This is a genomic window from Lentzea kristufekii (assembly GCF_033949925.1).
GTDB lineage: Bacteria > Actinomycetota > Actinomycetes > Mycobacteriales > Pseudonocardiaceae > Lentzea > Lentzea kristufekii.
This window is the reverse complement of record NZ_JAXAVV010000023.1, coordinates 1-18,371: the sequence shown is the minus strand read 5'-3', so window position 1 is coordinate 18,371 and position 18,371 is coordinate 1. Positions and strand designations below refer to the sequence as shown.

Annotated in this window: 16 protein-coding genes and 1 pseudogene; 5 read left to right on the top strand and 12 right to left on the bottom strand. The window is 69.1% G+C overall.

The features are described 5' to 3' along the window. Positions 1–81 precede the first annotated feature (81 nt). From SK571_RS35485 to SK571_RS35470, 4 genes are all read right to left on the bottom strand, one after another. Positions 82–1,233 carry an acyl-CoA dehydrogenase family protein gene (locus SK571_RS35485; RefSeq protein ID WP_319988474.1) on the bottom strand — a complete coding sequence of 384 codons (1,152 nt, stop codon included), beginning with the start codon at positions 1,231–1,233 and terminating at the stop codon, positions 82–84. 5 nt (positions 1,234–1,238) lie between these two features. Continuing rightward, complete coding sequence (locus tag SK571_RS35480) at positions 1,239–3,152, bottom strand: acetyl/propionyl/methylcrotonyl-CoA carboxylase subunit alpha (RefSeq protein ID WP_319988473.1); 1,914 nt, start codon at positions 3,150–3,152, stop codon at positions 1,239–1,241. A gap of 2 nt (positions 3,153–3,154) precedes the next feature. Next, positions 3,155–4,744: a carboxyl transferase domain-containing protein gene (locus SK571_RS35475; protein ID WP_319988472.1), complete on the bottom strand. Its 1,590-nt coding sequence runs from the start codon at positions 4,742–4,744 to the stop codon at positions 3,155–3,157. 138 nt (positions 4,745–4,882) lie between these two features. Continuing rightward, positions 4,883–5,668 (bottom strand): SGNH/GDSL hydrolase family protein, encoded by a 786-nt coding sequence (locus SK571_RS35470; protein WP_319988471.1) that lies wholly within the window; start codon positions 5,666–5,668, stop codon positions 4,883–4,885. Positions 5,669–5,994: 326 nt separating this feature from the next. Between SK571_RS35470 and SK571_RS35465 the strand changes: the two genes are divergently transcribed. After that, positions 5,995–6,567, top strand: a complete 573-nt coding sequence (locus tag SK571_RS35465; RefSeq protein WP_319988470.1) for an SACE_7040 family transcriptional regulator — start codon at positions 5,995–5,997, stop codon at positions 6,565–6,567. Here SK571_RS35465 and SK571_RS35460 read toward each other — a convergent pair. After that, on the bottom strand, positions 6,542–6,772 hold the full coding sequence (locus SK571_RS35460; protein WP_319988469.1) for a hypothetical protein: 231 nt from the start codon (positions 6,770–6,772) through the stop codon (positions 6,542–6,544). The two genes, SK571_RS35465 and SK571_RS35460, sit on opposite strands and share 26 nt — an antisense overlap. A 74-nt stretch (positions 6,773–6,846) precedes the next feature. Between SK571_RS35460 and SK571_RS46545 the strand changes: the two genes are divergently transcribed. Next, positions 6,847–8,877 (top strand): phospholipase A2, encoded by a 2,031-nt coding sequence (locus tag SK571_RS46545; protein WP_454780191.1) that lies wholly within the window; start codon positions 6,847–6,849, stop codon positions 8,875–8,877. On the opposite strand, the pseudogene SK571_RS35450 reads toward SK571_RS46545, so the two are convergent. The 4 genes and pseudogenes from SK571_RS35450 to SK571_RS35435 form a co-directional block, all read right to left on the bottom strand. Further along, a pseudogene (locus tag SK571_RS35450) lies at positions 8,840–9,622 on the bottom strand (acyltransferase family protein); the annotation flags it as partial. The gene SK571_RS46545 and the pseudogene SK571_RS35450 overlap by 38 nt on opposite strands. A 65-nt stretch (positions 9,623–9,687) precedes the next feature. Continuing rightward, positions 9,688–10,398 (bottom strand): alpha/beta hydrolase, encoded by a 711-nt coding sequence (locus tag SK571_RS35445; protein WP_319988467.1) that lies wholly within the window; start codon positions 10,396–10,398, stop codon positions 9,688–9,690. Between the two features lie 62 nt (positions 10,399–10,460). Continuing rightward, entirely contained in the window at positions 10,461–11,114 is a 654-nt protein-coding gene (locus tag SK571_RS35440) for a response regulator transcription factor (protein WP_319988466.1), read from the bottom strand. Next, positions 11,111–12,229: a sensor histidine kinase gene (locus SK571_RS35435; protein WP_319988465.1), complete on the bottom strand. Its 1,119-nt coding sequence runs from the start codon at positions 12,227–12,229 to the stop codon at positions 11,111–11,113. The genes SK571_RS35440 and SK571_RS35435 overlap by 4 nt, the downstream gene beginning before the upstream one ends. Before the next feature lie 120 nt (positions 12,230–12,349). Here SK571_RS35435 and SK571_RS35430 point away from each other — a divergent pair, with 120 nt between their 5' ends. Continuing rightward, positions 12,350–12,856, top strand: a complete 507-nt coding sequence (locus tag SK571_RS35430; RefSeq protein WP_363842827.1) for a hypothetical protein — start codon at positions 12,350–12,352, stop codon at positions 12,854–12,856. On the opposite strand, the gene SK571_RS35425 is transcribed toward SK571_RS35430, so the two are convergent. Continuing rightward, positions 12,828–13,955, bottom strand: coding sequence for an erythromycin esterase family protein (locus SK571_RS35425; protein WP_319988463.1), 1,128 nt, complete (start codon positions 13,953–13,955; stop codon positions 12,828–12,830). The two genes, SK571_RS35430 and SK571_RS35425, sit on opposite strands and share 29 nt — an antisense overlap. A gap of 78 nt (positions 13,956–14,033) precedes the next feature. Between SK571_RS35425 and SK571_RS35420 the strand changes: the two genes are divergently transcribed. Next, a complete protein-coding gene (locus SK571_RS35420) occupies positions 14,034–14,720 on the top strand; it encodes a TioE family transcriptional regulator (protein WP_319988462.1) in 687 nt (228 codons plus the stop codon). Here the strand turns inward: SK571_RS35420 and metX are convergent. Continuing rightward, a complete protein-coding gene (gene metX, locus SK571_RS35415; RefSeq protein ID WP_319988461.1) occupies positions 14,683–15,696 on the bottom strand; it encodes a homoserine O-acetyltransferase MetX in 1,014 nt (337 codons plus the stop codon). The two genes, SK571_RS35420 and metX, sit on opposite strands and share 38 nt — an antisense overlap. Next, the gene (locus tag SK571_RS35410) at positions 15,696–16,982 is read right to left on the bottom strand and encodes a bifunctional o-acetylhomoserine/o-acetylserine sulfhydrylase (protein WP_319988460.1); all 1,287 of its coding nucleotides are present in this window, start codon (positions 16,980–16,982) and stop codon (positions 15,696–15,698) included. The genes metX and SK571_RS35410 overlap by 1 nt, the downstream gene beginning before the upstream one ends. 190 nt (positions 16,983–17,172) lie before the next feature. Between SK571_RS35410 and SK571_RS35405 the strand changes: the two genes are divergently transcribed. Beyond that, entirely contained in the window at positions 17,173–18,180 is a 1,008-nt protein-coding gene (locus SK571_RS35405; RefSeq protein WP_319988459.1) for a Gfo/Idh/MocA family protein, read from the top strand. The last annotated feature ends 191 nt before the right edge of the window (positions 18,181–18,371 follow it).

Below are 18,371 nucleotides of genomic sequence, written 5' to 3'. Positions count from 1 at the left end.
GTCCAGTATGAAGACGTGGGGGCGGCACCACGACGCACCCGTCTGACCGCGAATTCGCCCGGCACGTTCCGGGCCACGCCGCTAAAGGCCCAGTTCCCGCGCGATCAGCATCTTCTGCACCTCGGAGGTGCCCTCGCCGATCTCCAGGATCTTGGCGTCGCGGTAGAACCGGCCGACCGGGTGCTCGTTCATGAAGCCGTAGCCGCCGAAGATCTGCGTGGCGTCACGAGCGTTGTCCATCGCCGCCTCGGACGAGACCAGCTTCGCGATGGCCGCCTGCTTCTTGAACGGCTCGCCGCGCAGCATCCGGGACGCGGCCTCGTAGTAGGCCAGGCGCGCGGTGTGCACGCGGGCCTCCATCTCGGCGATCTTGAACTGGATCGCCTGGTACGTGCCGATCTTCGCGCCGAACGTCTCGCGCTCGTGGGCGTAGCGGACCGACTCGTCCACGCAGCCCTGGGCGAGGCCGACCGACAGCGCGGCGATGGCGACGCGGCCCTCGTCGAGCGTGCGCAGGAACTGGGCGAAGCCGCGGCCGCGCGTGCCGAGCAGGTTCGCGGCGGGCACACGGCAGTCCTGGAAGGACAGTTCGCGGGTGTCGGAGGCGCTCCAGCCGACCTTGGAGTACTTCTTCGACACCGTGAAGCCCGGGGTGCCGGACGGGACGATGATCGAGGAGATCTCCTTGCGGCCGTCGGGCCGGGTGCCCGTGACCGCGGCGACCGTCACCAGGCCGGTGATGTCCGTGCCGGAGTTCGTGATGAACGCCTTGGTGCCGTTGATGACCCACTCGTCGCCGTCGAGGCGTGCGGTGGTGGCGAGAGCGCCCGCGTCGGAGCCGGAGCCCGGTTCGGTGAGACCGAACGCGCCGAGCTTCTGGCCGGACGTCAGCGACGGCAGCCACTCGGCCTTCTGCTCTTCGGTGCCGAAGCGGTAGATGGGCATGGCGCCCAGCGACGTCGCCGCCTCCACCGTGATCGCGACCGACGAGTCGACGCGCGCGAGCTCCTCGAGCGTGATGCACAGGGCGAAGTAGTCACCGCCCATGCCGCCGTGCTCCTCGGGGAACGGCAGGCCCAGCAGGCCCATCTGCCCCATCTTCGCGACGATCGGGTACGGGAACTCGCAGCGCTCGTAGTAGTCGCCGATGACCGGCGCCACCTCGTCGCGGGCGAACTCCTCGACGGTCTTGCGCAGGTCCTCGTACTCGCTCGGGAGCCTGAAGTCCAACATTGCTGTCACTCCTCGTGAGAGACGACGAGGGCCAGCACCTGGTCGAGTGCGACCTGCTGGCCTGCTTGCACGTTCACTTCGGCGAGCACGCCGTCGACGGGTGCCGTCACGGTGTGCTCCATCTTCATGGCCTCGACCACGAACAACGCTTGACCGGCGGTCACTTCCTCGCCCTGCTGGGCTCGAACCACCAGCACGGTGCCGGGCATCGGCGACTTCACCGGGCCACCGGAGGCGGCGGCACCGTCGGCGGCGCCGACCAGGAACTCGGCCTCGACCAGCGCCCAGGAGGCGCCGTCGTGGCCCAGCCACAGCACGTCGCCGTCGCGGGCCATCGCGTAGCGGCGGGAGCCGACGAGCAGGTCGGCGCCTTCCCGGCGCGCCCGAGCGCGGACCGGTTCTCCAGCGCCCACAACGACTTCCTCGCCGCGCACGCGCACGTCGACGTCGTTGATCCGCCAGGTCGTCCAGGCGTGTTCACCGACACGCCAGCCGCCCGGCTGGTCCCACGGGTCGTCACCGTGCGGCTGCAGCGAGCGCTCCAGACCGGCCGCCACGTACACGTCGTCCGGGATCTCGGCGGAGGTCAACGAGTCCAGCTTCCGCTCGACCAGGCCGGTGTCGAGGGCGCCCGAACGCACGTCCTCGTCGCGCAGAAGTGCGCGCAGGAACGGGATGTTCGTCGTGACACCGAGCAGCACCATCCGGCCGAGCGCGTGGTCGAGACGCCTGAGAGCTTCCTCGCGAGTGCGGCCGTGCGCGATGACCTTGGCCAGCATCGGGTCGTAGTCCGAGCCGACGACAAGTCCCTCGTACAGACCGGAATCCACGCGCACGTCGGCCGGTTCGCTCAACGCCAGCACGCGGCCACCGGTCGGCAGGAAGCCGCGCGCCGGGTCCTCGGCGTAGACGCGGGCCTCGACCGAGTGGCCGTTCAGTTCGACCTTCAGATCCAGTTCTTCGCCGGAGGCCACGCGGAGCTGCCACTCGACGAGGTCGACGCCCGTGACCATCTCGGTCACCGGGTGCTCGACCTGCAGCCGGGTGTTCATCTCCATGAAGAAGTAGTCGCCCGAAGTACCGTCCACGATGAACTCGACGGTGCCCGCTCCGACGTACCCGACGGCCTTCGCGGCGTCGACCGCGGCGGAACCCATCGCCTCGCGCATCTCGGGCGTGAGGAACGGCGACGGGGCCTCCTCGATGATCTTCTGATGCCTGCGCTGCAGGCTGCACTCGCGTTCGCCGAGGTGGATCACGTTGCCGTGCGCGTCACCGAGGACCTGGATCTCGATGTGGCGCGGGTTCGTGATGAACCGCTCGATGAGCAGGGTGTCGTCACCGAACGACCCGCGCGCCTCGCGCCGTGCGGACTCGATCGCCTCGCGCAGCGCCGATTCCTCGTGCACCAGCCGCATGCCCTTGCCGCCACCGCCCGCGGAAGGCTTGAGCAGCACCGGAAAGCCGATCTCCAGGGCGGCGTCGACGATCTCGTCGTCGGACATGCCCGCGCGAGTGCGGCCCGGCACGACGGGAACGCCCGCCGCCGACACCGTCAGCTTCGCGCGGATCTTGTCGCCCATCGCGTCGATCGCCGACGCGGGCGGCCCGACGAACACGATTCCCGCGGCGTCGCAGGCCGCGGCGAAAGCGGTGTTCTCCGCGAGGAAGCCGTAGCCGGGGTGGATCGCCTGCGCGCCAGTGGAAGCGGCGGCCTGAACGATCTTCTCGATGGACAGGTAGCTCTCGCGGGCCGCGGCGGGTCCGATCCGCACGGCCTCGTCAGCCAGCTTGACGTGCAACGCCTCGGCGTCCGCGTCGGAGTACACGGCGACGGAACGAATCCCGAGCGACCGCAACGCGCGGATCACCCTGACCGCGATCTCCCCGCGGTTCGCCACCAGAACGCTGTCGAACATGATCACATCCGGAAGACGCCGTAGGAAACATCGTCGATGGGGGCGTTCGCCGCACTGGACAAGGCAAGTCCCAGCACCGTGCGGGTGTCACGCGGGTCGATCACGCCGTCGTCCCAGAGCCGCGCGGTCGAGTAGTACGGGTTGCCCTGGTCCTCGTACTGCTGGCGGATCGGCGCCTTGAACGCCTCCTCGTCCTCCGCGGACCACTCGTCACCGAGCTGGTCGCGGCGGACGGTCGCGAGCACGGACGCCGCCTGCTCACCGCCCATCACGGAGATGCGGGCGTTGGGCCACATCCACAGGAACCTCGGCGAGTAGGCCCGGCCGCACATCGAGTAGTTGCCGGCACCGAAGCTGCCACCGATGATCACGGTGAACTTCGGGACGCGGGCGCAGGCCACGGCCGTCACCATCTTGGCGCCGTGCTTGGCGATGCCGCCCGCCTCGTACTCGCGGCCGACCATGAAGCCGGTGATGTTCTGCAGGAACACCAGCGGGATGGACCGCTTGTCGCACAGCTGGATGAAGTGCGCGCCCTTCACGGCCGACTCGCCGAACAGGATGCCGTTGTTGGCGACGATGCCGACCGGGTGGCCGTGGATGCGTGCGAAGCCGGTCACGAGCGTCTGCCCGTACTCCTTCTTGAACTCCTGGAACTTCGAGCCGTCGACGATCCGCGCGATCACCTCGCGCACGTCGTAGGGCGTCCGGGAGTCCGTCGGCACGACGCCGTAGAGGTCGTCCGCGACCACCGGCGCCTCGACGGGCGCGACGTCCCACGGACGCTGCGCGCGCGGGCCGAGCGTCGAGATGATCGAGCGGACCATCCGCAGCGCGTGCGCGTCGTTCTCCGCCAGGTGGTCGGTGACGCCGGACGTGCGCGAGTGCAGGTCGCCGCCGCCGAGGTCTTCAGCTGAGACGACCTCGCCGGTCGCGGCCTTCACCAGCGGCGGACCTCCGAGGAAGATCGTGCCCTGGTTGCGGACGATGATCGCTTCATCGCTCATCGCCGGCACGTACGCGCCACCGGCGGTGCACGAACCCAGCACGGCGGCGATCTGCGGGATCCCGCGCGCCGACATCGTGGCCTGGTTGTAGAAGATCCGGCCGAAGTGCTCGCGGTCCGGGAACACGTCGTCCTGCTTGGGCAGGAACGCGCCGCCGGAGTCGACGAGGTAGATGCACGGAAGGTTGTTCTGCAGCGCCACTTCCTGCGCGCGCAGGTGCTTCTTGACCGTGATCGGGTAGTAGGTGCCGCCCTTGACCGTGGCGTCGTTCGCGACGATCACGCACTCACGGCCGGAGACACGTCCGACGCCGGTGATGATGCCCGCGGCCGGTGCCTCGTCGCCGTACATGCCGTTGGCCGCCAGCGGCGACAGCTCCAGGAACGGCGAACCGGGGTCGACCAGCGTGTCGACGCGCTCCCGCGGCAGCAGCTTGCCGCGGTCGACGTGCCGCTGACGTGCCTTCTCGGGACCGCCGAGAGCGGCGGTGGCGAGCTTGCCGCGCAGCTCGTCGACGAGCGCGGTGTGCTCCTTGGCGTAGCGGTCCGACGGCTCGGCTGCGCTGCGCAGGACAGGTGCGTCCATGCTCCCCAGACCTCAGGTTAGCGGGCGTTAACATCCTCATGTTAGCGCCCGCTAACCTAGCGGTCCACAGGAACGCCTCGAGAGTGACCCGAACGCAGGTCAAGCAGTCTTTCAGGCACTCTCACGTTCCGGAAAACGCTACCCGATGGCCGACCGCAGAGCGGGCAGGTAGCCGCTCTGATGCCCTGCCCGGTTCGGGTGGTACGACTCCTCGACCGGCCAGCTCAGGCTGTTGAGCCACCAGCTGGACGAGCAGATCTCGTGCCCGGTGAACGCCCCGCGCACGTCGACGTAGCCGAACCCGGCCGCGCCCGCACGAGCGGCGATGGTGTTGTGCAGCGCGTCGGAACCGGAGTTGATCGCGGCGCGCTTGGTGTCGCTCAGACCGACGTTGCACGAGCCCGGCACCTTGTAGAGGCGCGGGTAGCCGAGCACGACCACCCGTGCGGACGGGGACTTCGACTTGATCGTGTTGTAGACGTTGGTGAGCAGCCCGGGAAGCGTGTTCGCGGCGTAGGTCTTGGCCTGGTTCACCCGGTTGGCGCAGTCCTGGTCCGAGCCGAAGGTGCACGTGGTGATGACGTCGGTGAAGCCGGCGTCGTTGCCGCCGACCTGCACGGTGACCAGGTTCGTCGCCGCCGTGAGGTTGTTGGCCTGGGTGATGACGTCACCTGTTCGAGCGCCTGAACAGGCCACGGACTTGAACGTCGCGGGTGCTGTCGCGGCCGCGTACAGGGCCGGATACGCGAGCGGGCCGCGCTTGCAGCCACCGCTGGCACCGTCATAACTGCCGGTCCCGAGCCCGGAGGCGTAGGAGTCGCCGAGCGCGACGTAGTTGATCGGGGCAGCGCTGGCGGGATTGGCGAGCGCGATGACTGCCGCGGCGGCGGTGACCACCGAGGCGATGAGGTGAGCAGGACGCATCGAAGACTCCCGAAGGGGCCGCAGGGGTGTGATGCATTGCGCGTCAATGGTTACCCACGAGTAAGGCCTGTGTGAAGTATTGGTCAAGAGTCAACGATCAGGCCTTGCACCCTGCGGAAATTCCACCCATCGGGCGAGGCCGTGTCCTGCAGATCGGCTCGATGAGAGTCACGTTCGAGAGGGCTTCTGGCGGTGCCGCCGCGGCCCCCTCATACCGGGTCGTATTCGGGGGTTGCGGCGGTGCCGCCAGAAGCCCCTTCGGGCGCGACTATCGCGGGCAGATCTGCAGGACACGGCCTCATGTAAACGGCTGCTAACCTCCTTCCGTGGTCGACAAACCCTCACGTCGGGACCAGATCCTCAACGCCGCGGCCGAGCTCTTCGCGCGCCACGGCTTCCACGGCGTGGGCATCGACGACATCGGTGCGGCCGTGGGCATCTCCGGCCCGGCCCTCTACCGGCACTTCCGCAGCAAGGACGCGATGCTCGGAGAGATGCTGACGTCGATCTCCGAACGGCTGCTCGACGGCGGCCAGGCTCGGGTGGACGCCGCCTCGGACGCCGAGGAGGCGTTGCGGGAGCTCATCGGCTGGCACGTCGACTTCGCGCTGGACGATCCCGCGCTCATCACCGTGCAGATGCGCAACCTGGCGAACCTCACCGATCCGGACCGCCGGCGCGTGCGCGCCTTGCAGCGCCGGTACGTCGAGGTGTGGGTGGAGACGATCCGGCGCACGGTGCCGGGCTTCGACGAACCGACCGCGCGAGCCGCCGCGCACGCCGTGTTCGGGCTCATCAACTCGACGCCGCACAGCGCCCACCTCGACCGCGACCAGATGGCCGCGCTGCTCTCCCGCATGGCGCTCGCCTCGCTCACGCCCGCCGTGGTGGCGTCCTGAGTGGTGTGACCCGGAAGGTCGCCGCTCGCCAACGGGCCGGGTCACGCCACCAGATCAGCCCTCGCTGGTGTCCGGCGGACGCCGCGGAGGCCCTGTCCGGCACCTCCAGCTCGGCGTAGACGTGCTGCAGGTGCGTCGTGACCGGCTGGGCGGCATCGGCCGTGTCGTGCACCCCGGCCTCCGCCGGGGTGGGTCCGGGATCCACCGATCGACGGATGGCGTGCGCCTGACCTGGTGAACTGGCGATCAGCCGAGACCCTTCCGTAACCTTGCCCGACAATGGGCGCGCGCAAACTCCTCCTCCGGCTTCCGGCCTGGTTCCGGTTCACCGTGATCACGCTCGCGGTGTTCGTCTGCGGGGTGGTCGCCTCCCGCCCGGCGACCGGGGACAACGGGATTCCGCCCAGCGCCGACGTGATCGCCGCGGCCAACGCCGTCGAGGCGTTCGTGGCGCCGTCCGCGACGCACGACCCGTACCTCAACCTGCCGAGCGACTTCGCGCGCGAGACTGGCCGCGATCCCAAGACCATCACGGCACCGGACGGGACGCTGCGGGTCGTCGACGCGGGTGGCGGGTGCTCCGGGCCGGCCGGTGACACGCAATGGGACTTCAGCGCCGCGTGCCGGGCGCACGACCTCGGCTACGACCTGTTGCGCTACGCCGACCACAAGGGCGAACCGCTCGGGCCGCAGGCGCGCAAGGCGTTGGACGACAGGCTCACGACGGACCTGCACGCGCAGTGCCGGCTGAACCCGCGCGGTGCCGAGCAGAGCTGTCACGCGGTGGCCGAGACCTACGCGATGGGGCTGAAGTTCAACTCCTGGCGGCAGCGGTGGGGAGCGCCCGGCCACGAACCCGTGGTGGCGTGGGCGTTCGGCAGCGCGGTCGTGGTGTTCCTCCTGCTGGCGCGGCTGCACGGCCGGCGCCGCGAGAGCACGACCGCGAACTCGCTGCCCCTGGTGCTGGCCCACGCGGAGCAGGACCGGTACGCGACGTTCCTGCGGCTCTTCAGCCTCGCGCTGCTCGTACTCGGCGAGACGGTGGCGACGCTCGCGCACCTCAGAGGGTTCGGCACGTCGTGGCTGTGGGCGTTGCAGGCGGTGCCGCTGTTCTTCTTCGCCGGCGGGCACGCGAACCTGCGCAGCTGGCAGGCGCACCAGGGCGGCTTCGGCTGCTGGGTGTCGAGCCGGACGTCGTGGCTGCTGCGGCCGGTGCTGGCGTTCGTGCTGCTGTGGGTCGTGCTGTTCGCGGCGCTGAACCTGATGGACGTGAAGGTCGACGCGTACAGCCGGTTGATCACGCATCCGTTGTGGTTCCTCGGGGTCTACCTGCTCGCCGTGGCCGCGACGCCGGCGGCCGCGTGGCTGCACGAGCACTTCCGCCGCACCACGCCGTTCGTGCTGGTGCTGGTGACGCTCGCGGTCGAGATCGCGCGCACGTCGACGGACTGGAAGACCGGCGGGTACGCGAACCTGATCGTCGGCGCGTTGCTGATGCAGCAGATCGGCTTCTTCTACGCGGACGGCACGCTGACCGTTCTCTCGCGCAGGCTGCTGGCCGCGCTGGGGGCCGTCACGCTGCCCGCGCTGGTGTTCTTCAGCGACTACCCGCGCTCGATGATGGTGCTCGGGGTGGCGCAGGTGTGCCTAGCGCTGCTGGCCCGCGGGCGGGTCACCTCGTGGCTCGACGGCCGGTCGTGGCACGTCGTGGACTTCGCCCGCCGCGCCCCGATGACGGTGTACCTCGCGTACCTGGCCGGGGTCGGCGCGCTGGTCGGGTTGCTCGGGCTGACGCAGGCGCCGGTCTGGCTGGTGTTCGGGCTGGTGCCGCTCATCCTGCTGTTCCACCGGTTCGAACGGCGCCTGGTCCGGCTCCAGCGCCTGCCGCACGAGTCGCACCGCACCCGCCTCGCGACGGCCATGGGCGTGTCGTTCGGGACGCTCGGCGTGCTCGGGTTCGTGGTGAGCGGGTTCCTCGGCGACGGGGTGCTGGTGCTGCTGCCCGTGGACCCGTTGCAGAACCTCATCCACCTGCTGCTCGGCTGGTACCTGATCCACACCGCCCGCACCGGCAGCTGCGACACCCGCCTGCCGTGGCTGCTCACGGCGCTGGCGTGCGTACCGCCGATGCTGGCGCTGGACCCGGCGCCGCCGGTGGTGGTGCTGCACGCCGTGGCGATCGGCCTCGCAGCGCTCGGAGCCATCCCCAGGTCACGGCCGCGCACACCGGCAGCCACAGCAGTCGCTGCCACACCCAGTCCGGATGGTCTGGTGGTTGCTGGAGCCCCGGCAGTGAGCCCCACGCGCTGAGCGCCAGCGTCACGGTGATCAGCGCGCTCTGGTGCGTCAGGAAGATCCCGAGCGCGTGCTTGTTCAGCCACGCCACGGGTTTCGCCGTGCCGAGCCTGGTCAGCAGCGGAGCGATCATGAGCACCAGGCCGATCTGCGCGAACGCCAGCGCGAGCGTCGCGTAGTTCGGCGGGTTGAGGTTCGAGACGGCCTCGCCGGGGATGCCCACCGCCGACAGCGGATAGCCCCCGAACGTCGTCAGCAGCGCGTACCCGAGCACGCCCAGCACCAGCAGCGGCGGTCCGGGAATCCTCCTGCGCGCCAGCGAGCAGCCGAGCTGCCAGGCCGCCCACCACACCGCGTACGGCACGACCAAGACCAGCAGGACCGGGACGAGCACACCCCACGAGTACTCGTCCAGCTTGCGCACCAACGGTTTCATCGCGAGCAGCACCAGGTAGACGCCGAAGAACCACAGCGGCGTCGTGACCAGGAACCCGATGTTCCAGGCGGTGCCCTGGTCCACGCCGCGCAACGTCAGTCCGAAGAGGACGGCGGCCCAGCAGCCGAGCATGAGCACCGTGGGCACGGCGAGCTGCTTCAGCCGGACGAGGAACGACGTCTTCGAGTACGCGGCCGCGTACCCGCCCACGAAGAAGAACAGGCCGAGCGTCTGCAGCACCCACGAAACCGGTGTCAGCGAGGACAAGTGCTTCAACGGACTGTCGATGTACATGCCGGTGGGCGTGTCGACGAGCGCGGTCACCAGCCAGTGGCCCAGCACGACCGTGACGACGGCGATCGCCCGCACGGCGTCGATGAACGGATTTCTCACAGCTTCTCCCCCGAACCCGAAACGATCCGGACGAGAGCGTTCAACGTCTCGCTGCCCGGCTCGTAGTACGTGTCGTGCTTCCCGCCCTCGAACCGCAGCACGGTCGCACCGAAGCCGTCCGAGGCCGGATCCGTGCCGTGCCCGAGGTCGAACAGCCGCGCGTTGGGCACGAACCTCATCCAGTCCCCGCCCGACCGCAGCGCCCACACCCGAGCCCCGGTCCCCAGCTCTTCGACGGAATCCGCCCGCACACCAGGGCTTCCGGTGAACACGATGTCCGCCACGTCCAGCTCGTGCGCCGCGAGACCGACCACCACCGACCCGTAGCTGTGGCCGACGACGTGCACGCGCGCCTGCGTCCGCAACGACCGCACGAAGTCGACGAGCGCCGCAGCGCCCTGACGCGCCAGCGAGCCGGTCATCGCGTCCACGCCGAGCCCCTGCGGCGTCCGGTACCCGAGCCAGGCGATCACCGCGAGGTCGTCCCGCCGCGCCTGCTCGTACAGGTTGGACGCCATCCGCCCGACCGTGCGCTCGAACCTGCCGACGTCCACGTCGGACCCCGGCACGAGCACCACGACGTCACGCGCGGTGCTCAGGTCACCGACGATCGCGACCCGGCGGGCGACGTCGGAACGCCACTGCGCGATCGACGGCGCGACCGACGGGAGGGCGATCAGCAGGAGGAACAGGACGGCTCGGCGCATGAACCGACGCTAGGAAGACCACGGACCCCGGATCGTCACCCCGGCGTGCCGTTTTCCCGTTGCTACCCCGGTATCACGAGCCCGCTCTCGTAGGCCGCGATGACGGCCTGGGCGCGGTCGCGCAGGCCGAGTTTGGTGAGCACGCGGCTCACGTGCGTCTTGACGGTCTGCTCGGCCAGCACCAGGTGCGCGGCGATTTCCGTGTTCGACAGGCCCTGCGCGATCAGCACGAGAATCTCGGTCTCGCGGTCGGTCAGGACCGACAGCTGCGCGGGCCGGACGCGGTCGGACCGGCGCGACCGCACGAAGTCCTCGATCAGGCGCTTGGTGATCGACGGTGCGAGCAGGGCCTCTCCCGCGGCCACCACGCGGACGGCGTTGAGCAGCTCGCGGGCCGGCGCGTGCTTGAGCAGGAACCCGCTCGCGCCTGCCTGCAACGCCTCGTAGACGTAGTCGTCGAGGTCGAACGTGGTCAGCACGAGGACCTTCAGGTCGTCCGACCCGTTCAGCAACAACCGCGTCGCCGTCAGTCCGTCCATTTCGGGCATGCGGATGTCCATCAGCACGACGTCCGGTCTGACCGTACGCGCCAGCGCGACGCCCTGCACGCCGTTGCCCGCGGCGCCGACGACCTCGATGTCGTCCTGCGAGTCGAGCAGCGCGGAGAACCCCTCGCGCACCATCTCCTGGTCGTCCACCACGACCACCCTGATCACTTGTCCCCCAACGGAATTCTCGCCCTGACCAGGAACCCGCCGTCCTCGGTCGACTTCACGGTCAGCGTGCCACCGTGCACGGCGACGCGTTCTCGCATCCCCACCAGGCCCTGCCCGCCGCCGCCACCCCTGGACGGCCCGCCGGCGGTGTTGATCACCACCACCTCGAGCACACCCTTGTTCTCGTGCACGTGGACGGACGCCTTCGAGCCGGGCGCGTGCCTGGTGGCGTTCGTGAGCGCCTCCTGCACGATCCGGTACGCGGTCAGGCCGACCGCCTCCGGAACCTCGTCCACGTCGACCTCGGCCTCGTCGCCGGGCCTCACCAGTTCCGGGATGCGGCTGATGCCCGGCTGCGGTTCCCGTTGAGGAGCCTCGCCGTTCGTCCGCAGCACGCCCAGCAGCCGTTGCATGTCGGTGATCGCCTCACGCGCGGCCTCTCCGACTTCCGCGAACTCCTGCCGCGCTTCCTCGTTCAGTCCCTTGAGACGGTAGGGCGCGGTCTCGCACCTGACCACCACCAGCGACATGTGGTGCGCCACGACGTCGTGCATCTCGCGTGCGATGCGGGCACGTTCCTCCAGCGCGGCCTTGGCGTCGCGCTCTTCCTCGAGTTCGCGTTCCGCTCTGCCACGCGCACCGAACAGGAACACCGCCGTACCCACGATCGGCACGAAAAACGCCGTGTCCGCGGCCTGCGGCTCGGACGCGATGATGAGCGCGCCGCTGAGCAACGTGGCCACGATCACGATCGCGCGCGAGTAGAACGCCGCGACCGCGACGAACAGCGGTACCGCGGTCCAGTACTGGAAGGTCTCGGCGCCGTCACCGGCACACAGGAGACTGACGAGGTAGAAGCCGGGCACCGCCAGCCGCCAGGCGTAGAGCGGCGACCAGATCAGCAGCACGTACGGCACGACCGTCACCAGGAAGACGACGACCCACCAGCCGTCCGAGTCCTCCTGGCGCACGTAGCCGGCGCTCGCGACGATCGCCCACACGAAAGCGTAGATGATCAGCGCGCCGTGCACCGGGATGCGCCACCGCCCCAGTGCCTTGGCGAGCACTCGGGTGCGATCAGGACCGAGAACGGTCCGGTACAGCGCGCGGAACACCAGCCGATGCTAGGTGGATCCGTTGATTCGCACATTGACCTGCGGAGTGACATACCCCGGTAGCACTCTGATCAAGATGGGGCATTGCGAATGCGTGACACCGCGCGGTAGGCAGTACCTGTGACACCACCACAGGATCCAGATCGCTGGTCACGGCTGACGGCCGTCGCCGGCGAGGCGCTGGCTGCGGCCAGGGCCGGGGAAGACGCTGTGGCGGTAGACCTCGTGACCGGGTACCTCAGCGGGTCGCCCGAGGGCAACGAGGAGATCCGTGAGCTCGTGCTCCTGCTGTTCGCCGAGTGCAGCAGCATGGTCAGCGCGCTCGGCTCCGGCGGCGCCACCCCGGTGAAGATGCAGGTCTTCGACGAGGAGGGCAACGAGGTCCAGATCGACGACGCGGACCCACCCGTCCGCACGGCGATTCGCGCGTTGCTGGCCGAGGTGCACGGCGACCAGGACGCGGCTGCGGAGCAGATCGAGATCGCCCTGGCCAACGGGCAACCGCAGGAGCTTGCGACAGTCGTCCTGCAAGCCCTGCGGTGGACCCTGAAGCTGGCGATCGAGTGTGAGACGCGCGACCTGCCCGTCGCGTCGTGGATCACCGCGTCGCTGGACGACCAACCCTGATGTGCAGCAGAGCGTCCGCACCGTCCATGAGGTGCTGATCGAGCGGGAAGTAGGCCATCGCCAGCATGGGGTCGGCGCCCGTGTCGGTGCGAGGTGAGCCCACAGGCTTGTCCTTCGTGATGCCCCAGGTCGTGAACCTGTCCTGCAGGCGGCCTTCGAAGGTCGCTTTGTCCGGTTCGCCGAGCCCGATCGAGTCGTTGCGGCCGAGCGTGCCGCCGATCACGGTGTACTGGTCACCGAGGATCGGCGCCACGAGCGCGCCCGCGGAGAACCACTCGACGCGTTCGCCGGCCATCTCCATCGAACTGTTGGTGCGCTGCAGGTGGGCGTTGTGCGCGAACACGAACGTCGGCCCGTTCGCGGCCTCGGCGCGCCGGATCTCCAGCAGGTTCCGCGCCATCACGCCGTCCCGCATCTGGCACAGGCGGTTGAGGCGCACGCCCAGCGGGTTCGGTTCCGCGCACTCCCGGTGGTACTGGAGCAGGCTGAGTCCGGCCTCCAGGTGCGTCTCCGCGCGGGCCCAGGCCTCGTCAGTGGTCCTGCGCTCGTGCAGCCGCCTGAGCATCCCGGTGCCGATCTCACGCAGCCTGATCGCTTCTTCCGACCGACCCGGCGACTGGGTGAGGTCCATGACGGCCTCGTCGCGGCTCCACTTCTCGTCGTCGATCGTCAGATCCACGTCCTCGCCCAGGTAGTCGCGGGCGTGTTCGAGGTAGGGACGCGGGCTGGGCGCGCTGGCCGTCTCGGTCTGGAAGTCGAAGCCGTGGAACGACAGGCGGTCCTGAGGCGCTTTGTCCGCGTTGTACTCGCGCATCCACTGCACGAGCTCACGGTTGGCCGGCCAGTTCTCCCCGAACGTGTGGGAGAAGCCTTCCTTCATGATCGTGTCGAGGTCACCGGGGCCGCCGTGGACGTAGTCGTTGACGCCCAGGCCCCTGATCCGGCAGGACTCCAGGGCGATCGAGCGGAATCCCAGGCCCGCGAGCTGCTCGAACAGCTCGTTGCGGATCCAGGTGTGGGCGTGCTCGAGGTGCGTCGGCTCGCCGAACCCCAGCAGCTCGGTGAAGGGGGTGATGAACTCGCGAATGTCCTGGCTCATGTGGTTCAACCGTAACATTGAAAGCTCAGTTGATACTTTCACGCGATCTTCTCGGCATTCACGCCTAAAGTCTCAACTGTGCGACCAACCGACCTCGCCCGTGAGCACGGCCTGTCGACCCAGGCGGTGCGCAACTACGAGGAGTCCGGGTTCCTCCCGCCCGCCGAGCGCACGCCGTCCGGCTACCGCGTCTACACCGAGGTCCACGCCGCCGCGCTGCGCACGTTCCTCGCGCTGATCCCGGCCTTCGGGCACGCCACCGCCGGCCAGATCATGAACGCGATTCACGCCGGCTCGCTGGACGACGTGCTCGCGACGATCGACCGGGGCCACGAACAACTGCTGCGCGACCGGTCCACCCTCGACTCGGTCAGCCGCGCGGTGCAGGACCTGACCGACTTCGAACCGGTCCTGGAGCCGCGCACGATCGGCGAACTGGCCCGGCGCCTCGGCGTGACCCCGGCGACGCTGCGCGCGTGGGAGGAGGCCGGCATCCTCGTGCCGTCCCGCGAACCGACCGGCTACCGCCTGTTCCGGGCCGAGGACGTCCGCGACGCCGAACTCGCCCACCTGCTGCGGCGCGGCGGCTACCCGTTGGCGCGCATCGCTTTGGTGGTCGACCAGATCCGCACGGCGGGCGGCACCGACACCCTCGGCGCCGCCCTCGCCGACTGGCGCCGCCGCCTCACCGCACGGGGCTTGGCGATGCTGGCCGCCTCCGCACGTCTCAACGACTACCTGACCGCACGGGCACCAGCTCCGTGACGAGCGCGCCGACCTGCTCGCTCTCGATCAGGAACGCGTCGTGCCCGTACGGCGACTCGATCACCCTCACGTCGTCGGCCCCGGGAATGCCCGCCGCCAGCTCTTCCTGCTGTGCCAACGGGTACAGGCGATCCGAGTCGACACCGGCGACGATCGTGCGCGCGGTGACCCTCCGCAGCGCCGCCTTGATCCCACCGCGCCGGTATCCGACGTCGTGCGAGTTCATCGCCTCCGTCAACGTGACGTAGCTGGCCGCGTCGAACCGCCGGGTCAGCTTCGCCGCGTGGTGGTCCAAGTAGGACTCCACCTCGAACCGTCCGTCGTCCTGCCTGCTCCTGCCGAACCTGGCCTGCAACTCCCGCTCGCTGCGGTAGCTGATGTGCGCGATCCGCCGCGCGATCCCCAGTCCCTCCACGGGATCGGCCCTGATCGCGTGCAGCTGCGCGGACGCCAGCGCGATCTGCTCGGCGGACGCCGCGGCAGTGGTCGCCAGCAACAACAGCGACTCGACCCGTTCCGGCTCGCTCACCGCCCACTCGACGGCCCGCATGCCACCCATCGACCCGCCGAGCACGGCGGCCCACCGCCCGATGCCCAGGTGGTCCGCGAGGTGCACCTCGGCCGCGACATGGTCGCGAATCGTGAGGTCGGGGAACCGGGGGTGCTGCCAGGGCCCGGTGCTGCCCTGACAGCCTCCCAGCACGTTCGGCGCGACGACGAAGAACGCGTCGAGCGGCTTACCCGGCCCCACGAGGGAGTCCCACCAGCCCGGCGTCGGGTGACCCGGCTCCACGCCCCCGGCGACATGGCTGTCCCCGGTCAGGGCGTGGAGCACGAGCACCGCGTTGGAGGCCTCGGCGTTCAAGGTCCCCCACGTCTCGTACGCGAGCTGGAAACCCGGCAGTTCCCCGAACTTCCCGGCGTGGCTGAACCACTTCCGCCGGCCGTTCGGATCGCCGAACCGCCAGCCGCCCACTACAACTCGGACTTCGCCGCGGTGAAGCCCGCCTCCAGGTCCGCCTTGAGGTCCTCCAGCCCCTCCAGTCCGACCGACAGCCGCACCAGGCCGGGCGAGACACCCGTGACGAGCTGCTCCTCGGGCGTGAGCTGGCTGTGCGTGGTCGACGCCGGGTGCACGATCAACGACCGCACATCACCGATGTTCACCAGCTGGCTGAACAGACTCGTGCCGTCGACGAACGCCCGGCCGGCCGAGACACCACCACGCAGCTCGAAGCTCACGACCGCGCCGGCACCCTTCGGCAGGTACTTCCGCGCGTTGTCGTGGAATGGCGACGACGGCAGGCCCGCGTAGTGGACCTTCTCGACCTCGTCCCGTCCCTCCAGCCACTCCGCAAGCGCTTGCGCGTTCTGCACGTGCCGCTCGATCCGCAGCGACAACGTCTCGATGCCCTGAATCACCAGGAAGCTGGTCAACGGCGCGATGGCCGCACCCGTGTCCCGCAGCCCCTGCACCCGCAGCTTCGCCGCGAACGCCCCGTGCCCGAGCACCGGCCAGTACCGCAGCCCGTTGTAGCTGGGGTCGGGCTCGTGGAAGTCCGGGAACTTCTCCGCGCCGTACTCGAACTTCCCGCCGTCCACGACCACGCCCGCGATGGCCGTCCCGTGCCCACCGAGGTACTTGGTCGCGGAGTGGATCACGATGTCCGCCCCGTGCTCCAACGGCCGAAGCAAATAGGGCGTGGGCACCGTGTTGTCGACGATCAGCGGAACCTGGTTCGCGTGCGCGACCCCGGCAACCCCTTCGACGTCCAGCACGTGAGAACGCGGGTTGGCCAGCGTCTCCGCGAAGAACAGCTTGGTGTTGGGCCGCACCGCGGCCTGCCAGGCGTCAAGATCGTCCGGGTCGTCCACGAACGACACTTCGATGCCGAGCTTCGGCAACGTGTAGTGGAACAGGTTGTACGTACCGCCGTACAACGACGCACTGGACACAAGATGGTCCCCGGACCGCGCCAGGTTCAGGATCGCGGCGGTCTCCGCGGCCGACCCGGACGCGAAGGCAACAGCCGCAACGCCCCCTTCGAGCGCGGCGACCCGCTGCTCCAGCACGTCCTGCGTGGGGTTGTTGATGCGCGTGTAGATGTGCCCGGGCTCAGCCAGCGCGAAGAGGTCAGCACCGTGCTGCGTGTCCCTGAAGACGTAGGAGGTGGTCTGGTAGATCGGCGTGGCACGAGCACCAGTGGCCGGATCGGGCGCGGCGCCCGCGTGGATCTGAGCAGTCTCGAAGGACCAGGACATGGCTGTGCTCCAACGTTCGCAGATGCGGGGGTCTGGGATCAGCGGGAGCGACGACAAGCCATGCTGGTGACGCGCACGTAGTCGACGTAGCGCCGGCTAACCAACGGCATGGTCATAGTCGATGAAGGTAGGGGGCCAGACGGTCCCTCCGACACCCCGTCCACCAGGTGAGACCGCTTAGGCTGATCGCATGCGCACAGCTCTGGTCGGCTACGGACTAGGTGGGGCGGCCTTCCACGCCCCGTTCATCGAGGCAACGGAAGGCCTGGACCTCTCCGCCGTCGTCACGTCGAACCCGAGGCGCCAGGCAGAGGTGGCGGCCCGCTACCCGAACACCCGCCTTCTGTCCTCTCTGGACGAAGTCTGGACGGGCAACTTCGACCTGGTGGTCATCACCACCCCGAACCGCTTCCACGCAACGCACGCCCGCCAGGTTCTGGAACACGGCCTCAACGTGGTGGTGGACAAGCCCTTCGCAGGCTCAGCGATGGAAGCAAGAGCCCTGGCCTCAATAGCCTCCTCCAAAGGCCTGATGCTCGTCCCGTTCCACAACCGCCGCTGGGACGGCGACTTCCTGACGGTGAAGCGCCTGCTGGCCGAAAAGACCCTGGGCACAGTCCACAAGTTCGAGTCCCGCTTCGAACGCTACCGCCCAGAGATCAAGTCCTCCTGGAAGGAATCGGGCGACCCGGCAGACCTGGGCAGCATCCTCTTCGACCTGGGCACCCACCTGGTAGACCAGTCAGTGGCCCTCTTCGGCCGCCCAACGTCAGTACACGCCGAAATAGCCACCGTCCGCCCAGGCGCAAAGGCAGACGACGACGTCTTCCTCTCCCTGACGCACGAACACGGCGTCCGCTCCCACCTCTGGATGAGCGCCCTGGCAGCAGACCTGGGCCCCCGCTTCCGCGTGCTGGGCCACGACGCCGCCTACGTGAAGTACGGCATGGACCCCCAGGAAGACCGCCTGAAGGCAGGCGAAACCCCAGCAGGCCCGGGCTGGGGCGAAGAACCAGAAGAGGCCTGGGGCACGCTGGCCGGAAAACCCCACCGCACAGAACCAGGCGCATACCAGGACTTCTACGCCCAAGTAGCAGCAGGAAAGCCCCCAGTCTCACCCCAAGACGCAGTAGCGGGCCTAGAGGTGATCGAGGCAGCAAAGCAGTCAGCAACAACAGGCGACGCAGTACGCCTCTGACAAAACGCGAAGCCGAAGGCGAGCCCCCACCCAAGCGAAGCCGAAGGCGAGCCCCCACCCAAGCGAAGCCGAAGGCGAGCCGTCTTTCCATACGGGCCGGGCGGTGGGGTCCCGTCACGAGTCGCGCCATAGCACTTGCTGCATGAGAGGAGGGGTGTCAAGCGGACACGCTTTTCGTCCTGTCTCTTATA

Excerpts from the sequence above, each read along its gene's own strand:
- SK571_RS35470 (WP_319988471.1), bottom strand. The coding sequence starts at position 5,668 with ATGCGTCCTGCTCACCTCATCGCCTCGGTGGTCACCGCCGCCGCGGCA.
- SK571_RS35410 (WP_319988460.1), bottom strand. The coding sequence starts at position 16,982 with ATGTCCTGGTCCTTCGAGACTGCTCAGATCCACGCGGGCGCCGCGCCC.
- SK571_RS35480 (WP_319988473.1), bottom strand. The coding sequence starts at position 3,152 with ATGTTCGACAGCGTTCTGGTGGCGAACCGCGGGGAGATCGCGGTCAGG.
- SK571_RS35425 (WP_319988463.1), bottom strand. The coding sequence starts at position 13,955 with ATGAGCCAGGACATTCGCGAGTTCATCACCCCCTTCACCGAGCTGCTG.
- SK571_RS35445 (WP_319988467.1), bottom strand. The coding sequence starts at position 10,398 with ATGCGCCGAGCCGTCCTGTTCCTCCTGCTGATCGCCCTCCCGTCGGTC.
- SK571_RS35485 (WP_319988474.1), bottom strand. The coding sequence starts at position 1,233 with ATGTTGGACTTCAGGCTCCCGAGCGAGTACGAGGACCTGCGCAAGACC.
- SK571_RS35475 (WP_319988472.1), bottom strand. The coding sequence starts at position 4,744 with ATGGACGCACCTGTCCTGCGCAGCGCAGCCGAGCCGTCGGACCGCTAC.
- SK571_RS46545 (WP_454780191.1), top strand. The coding sequence starts at position 6,847 with ATGGGCGCGCGCAAACTCCTCCTCCGGCTTCCGGCCTGGTTCCGGTTC.
- SK571_RS35405 (WP_319988459.1), top strand. The coding sequence starts at position 17,173 with ATGCGCACAGCTCTGGTCGGCTACGGACTAGGTGGGGCGGCCTTCCAC.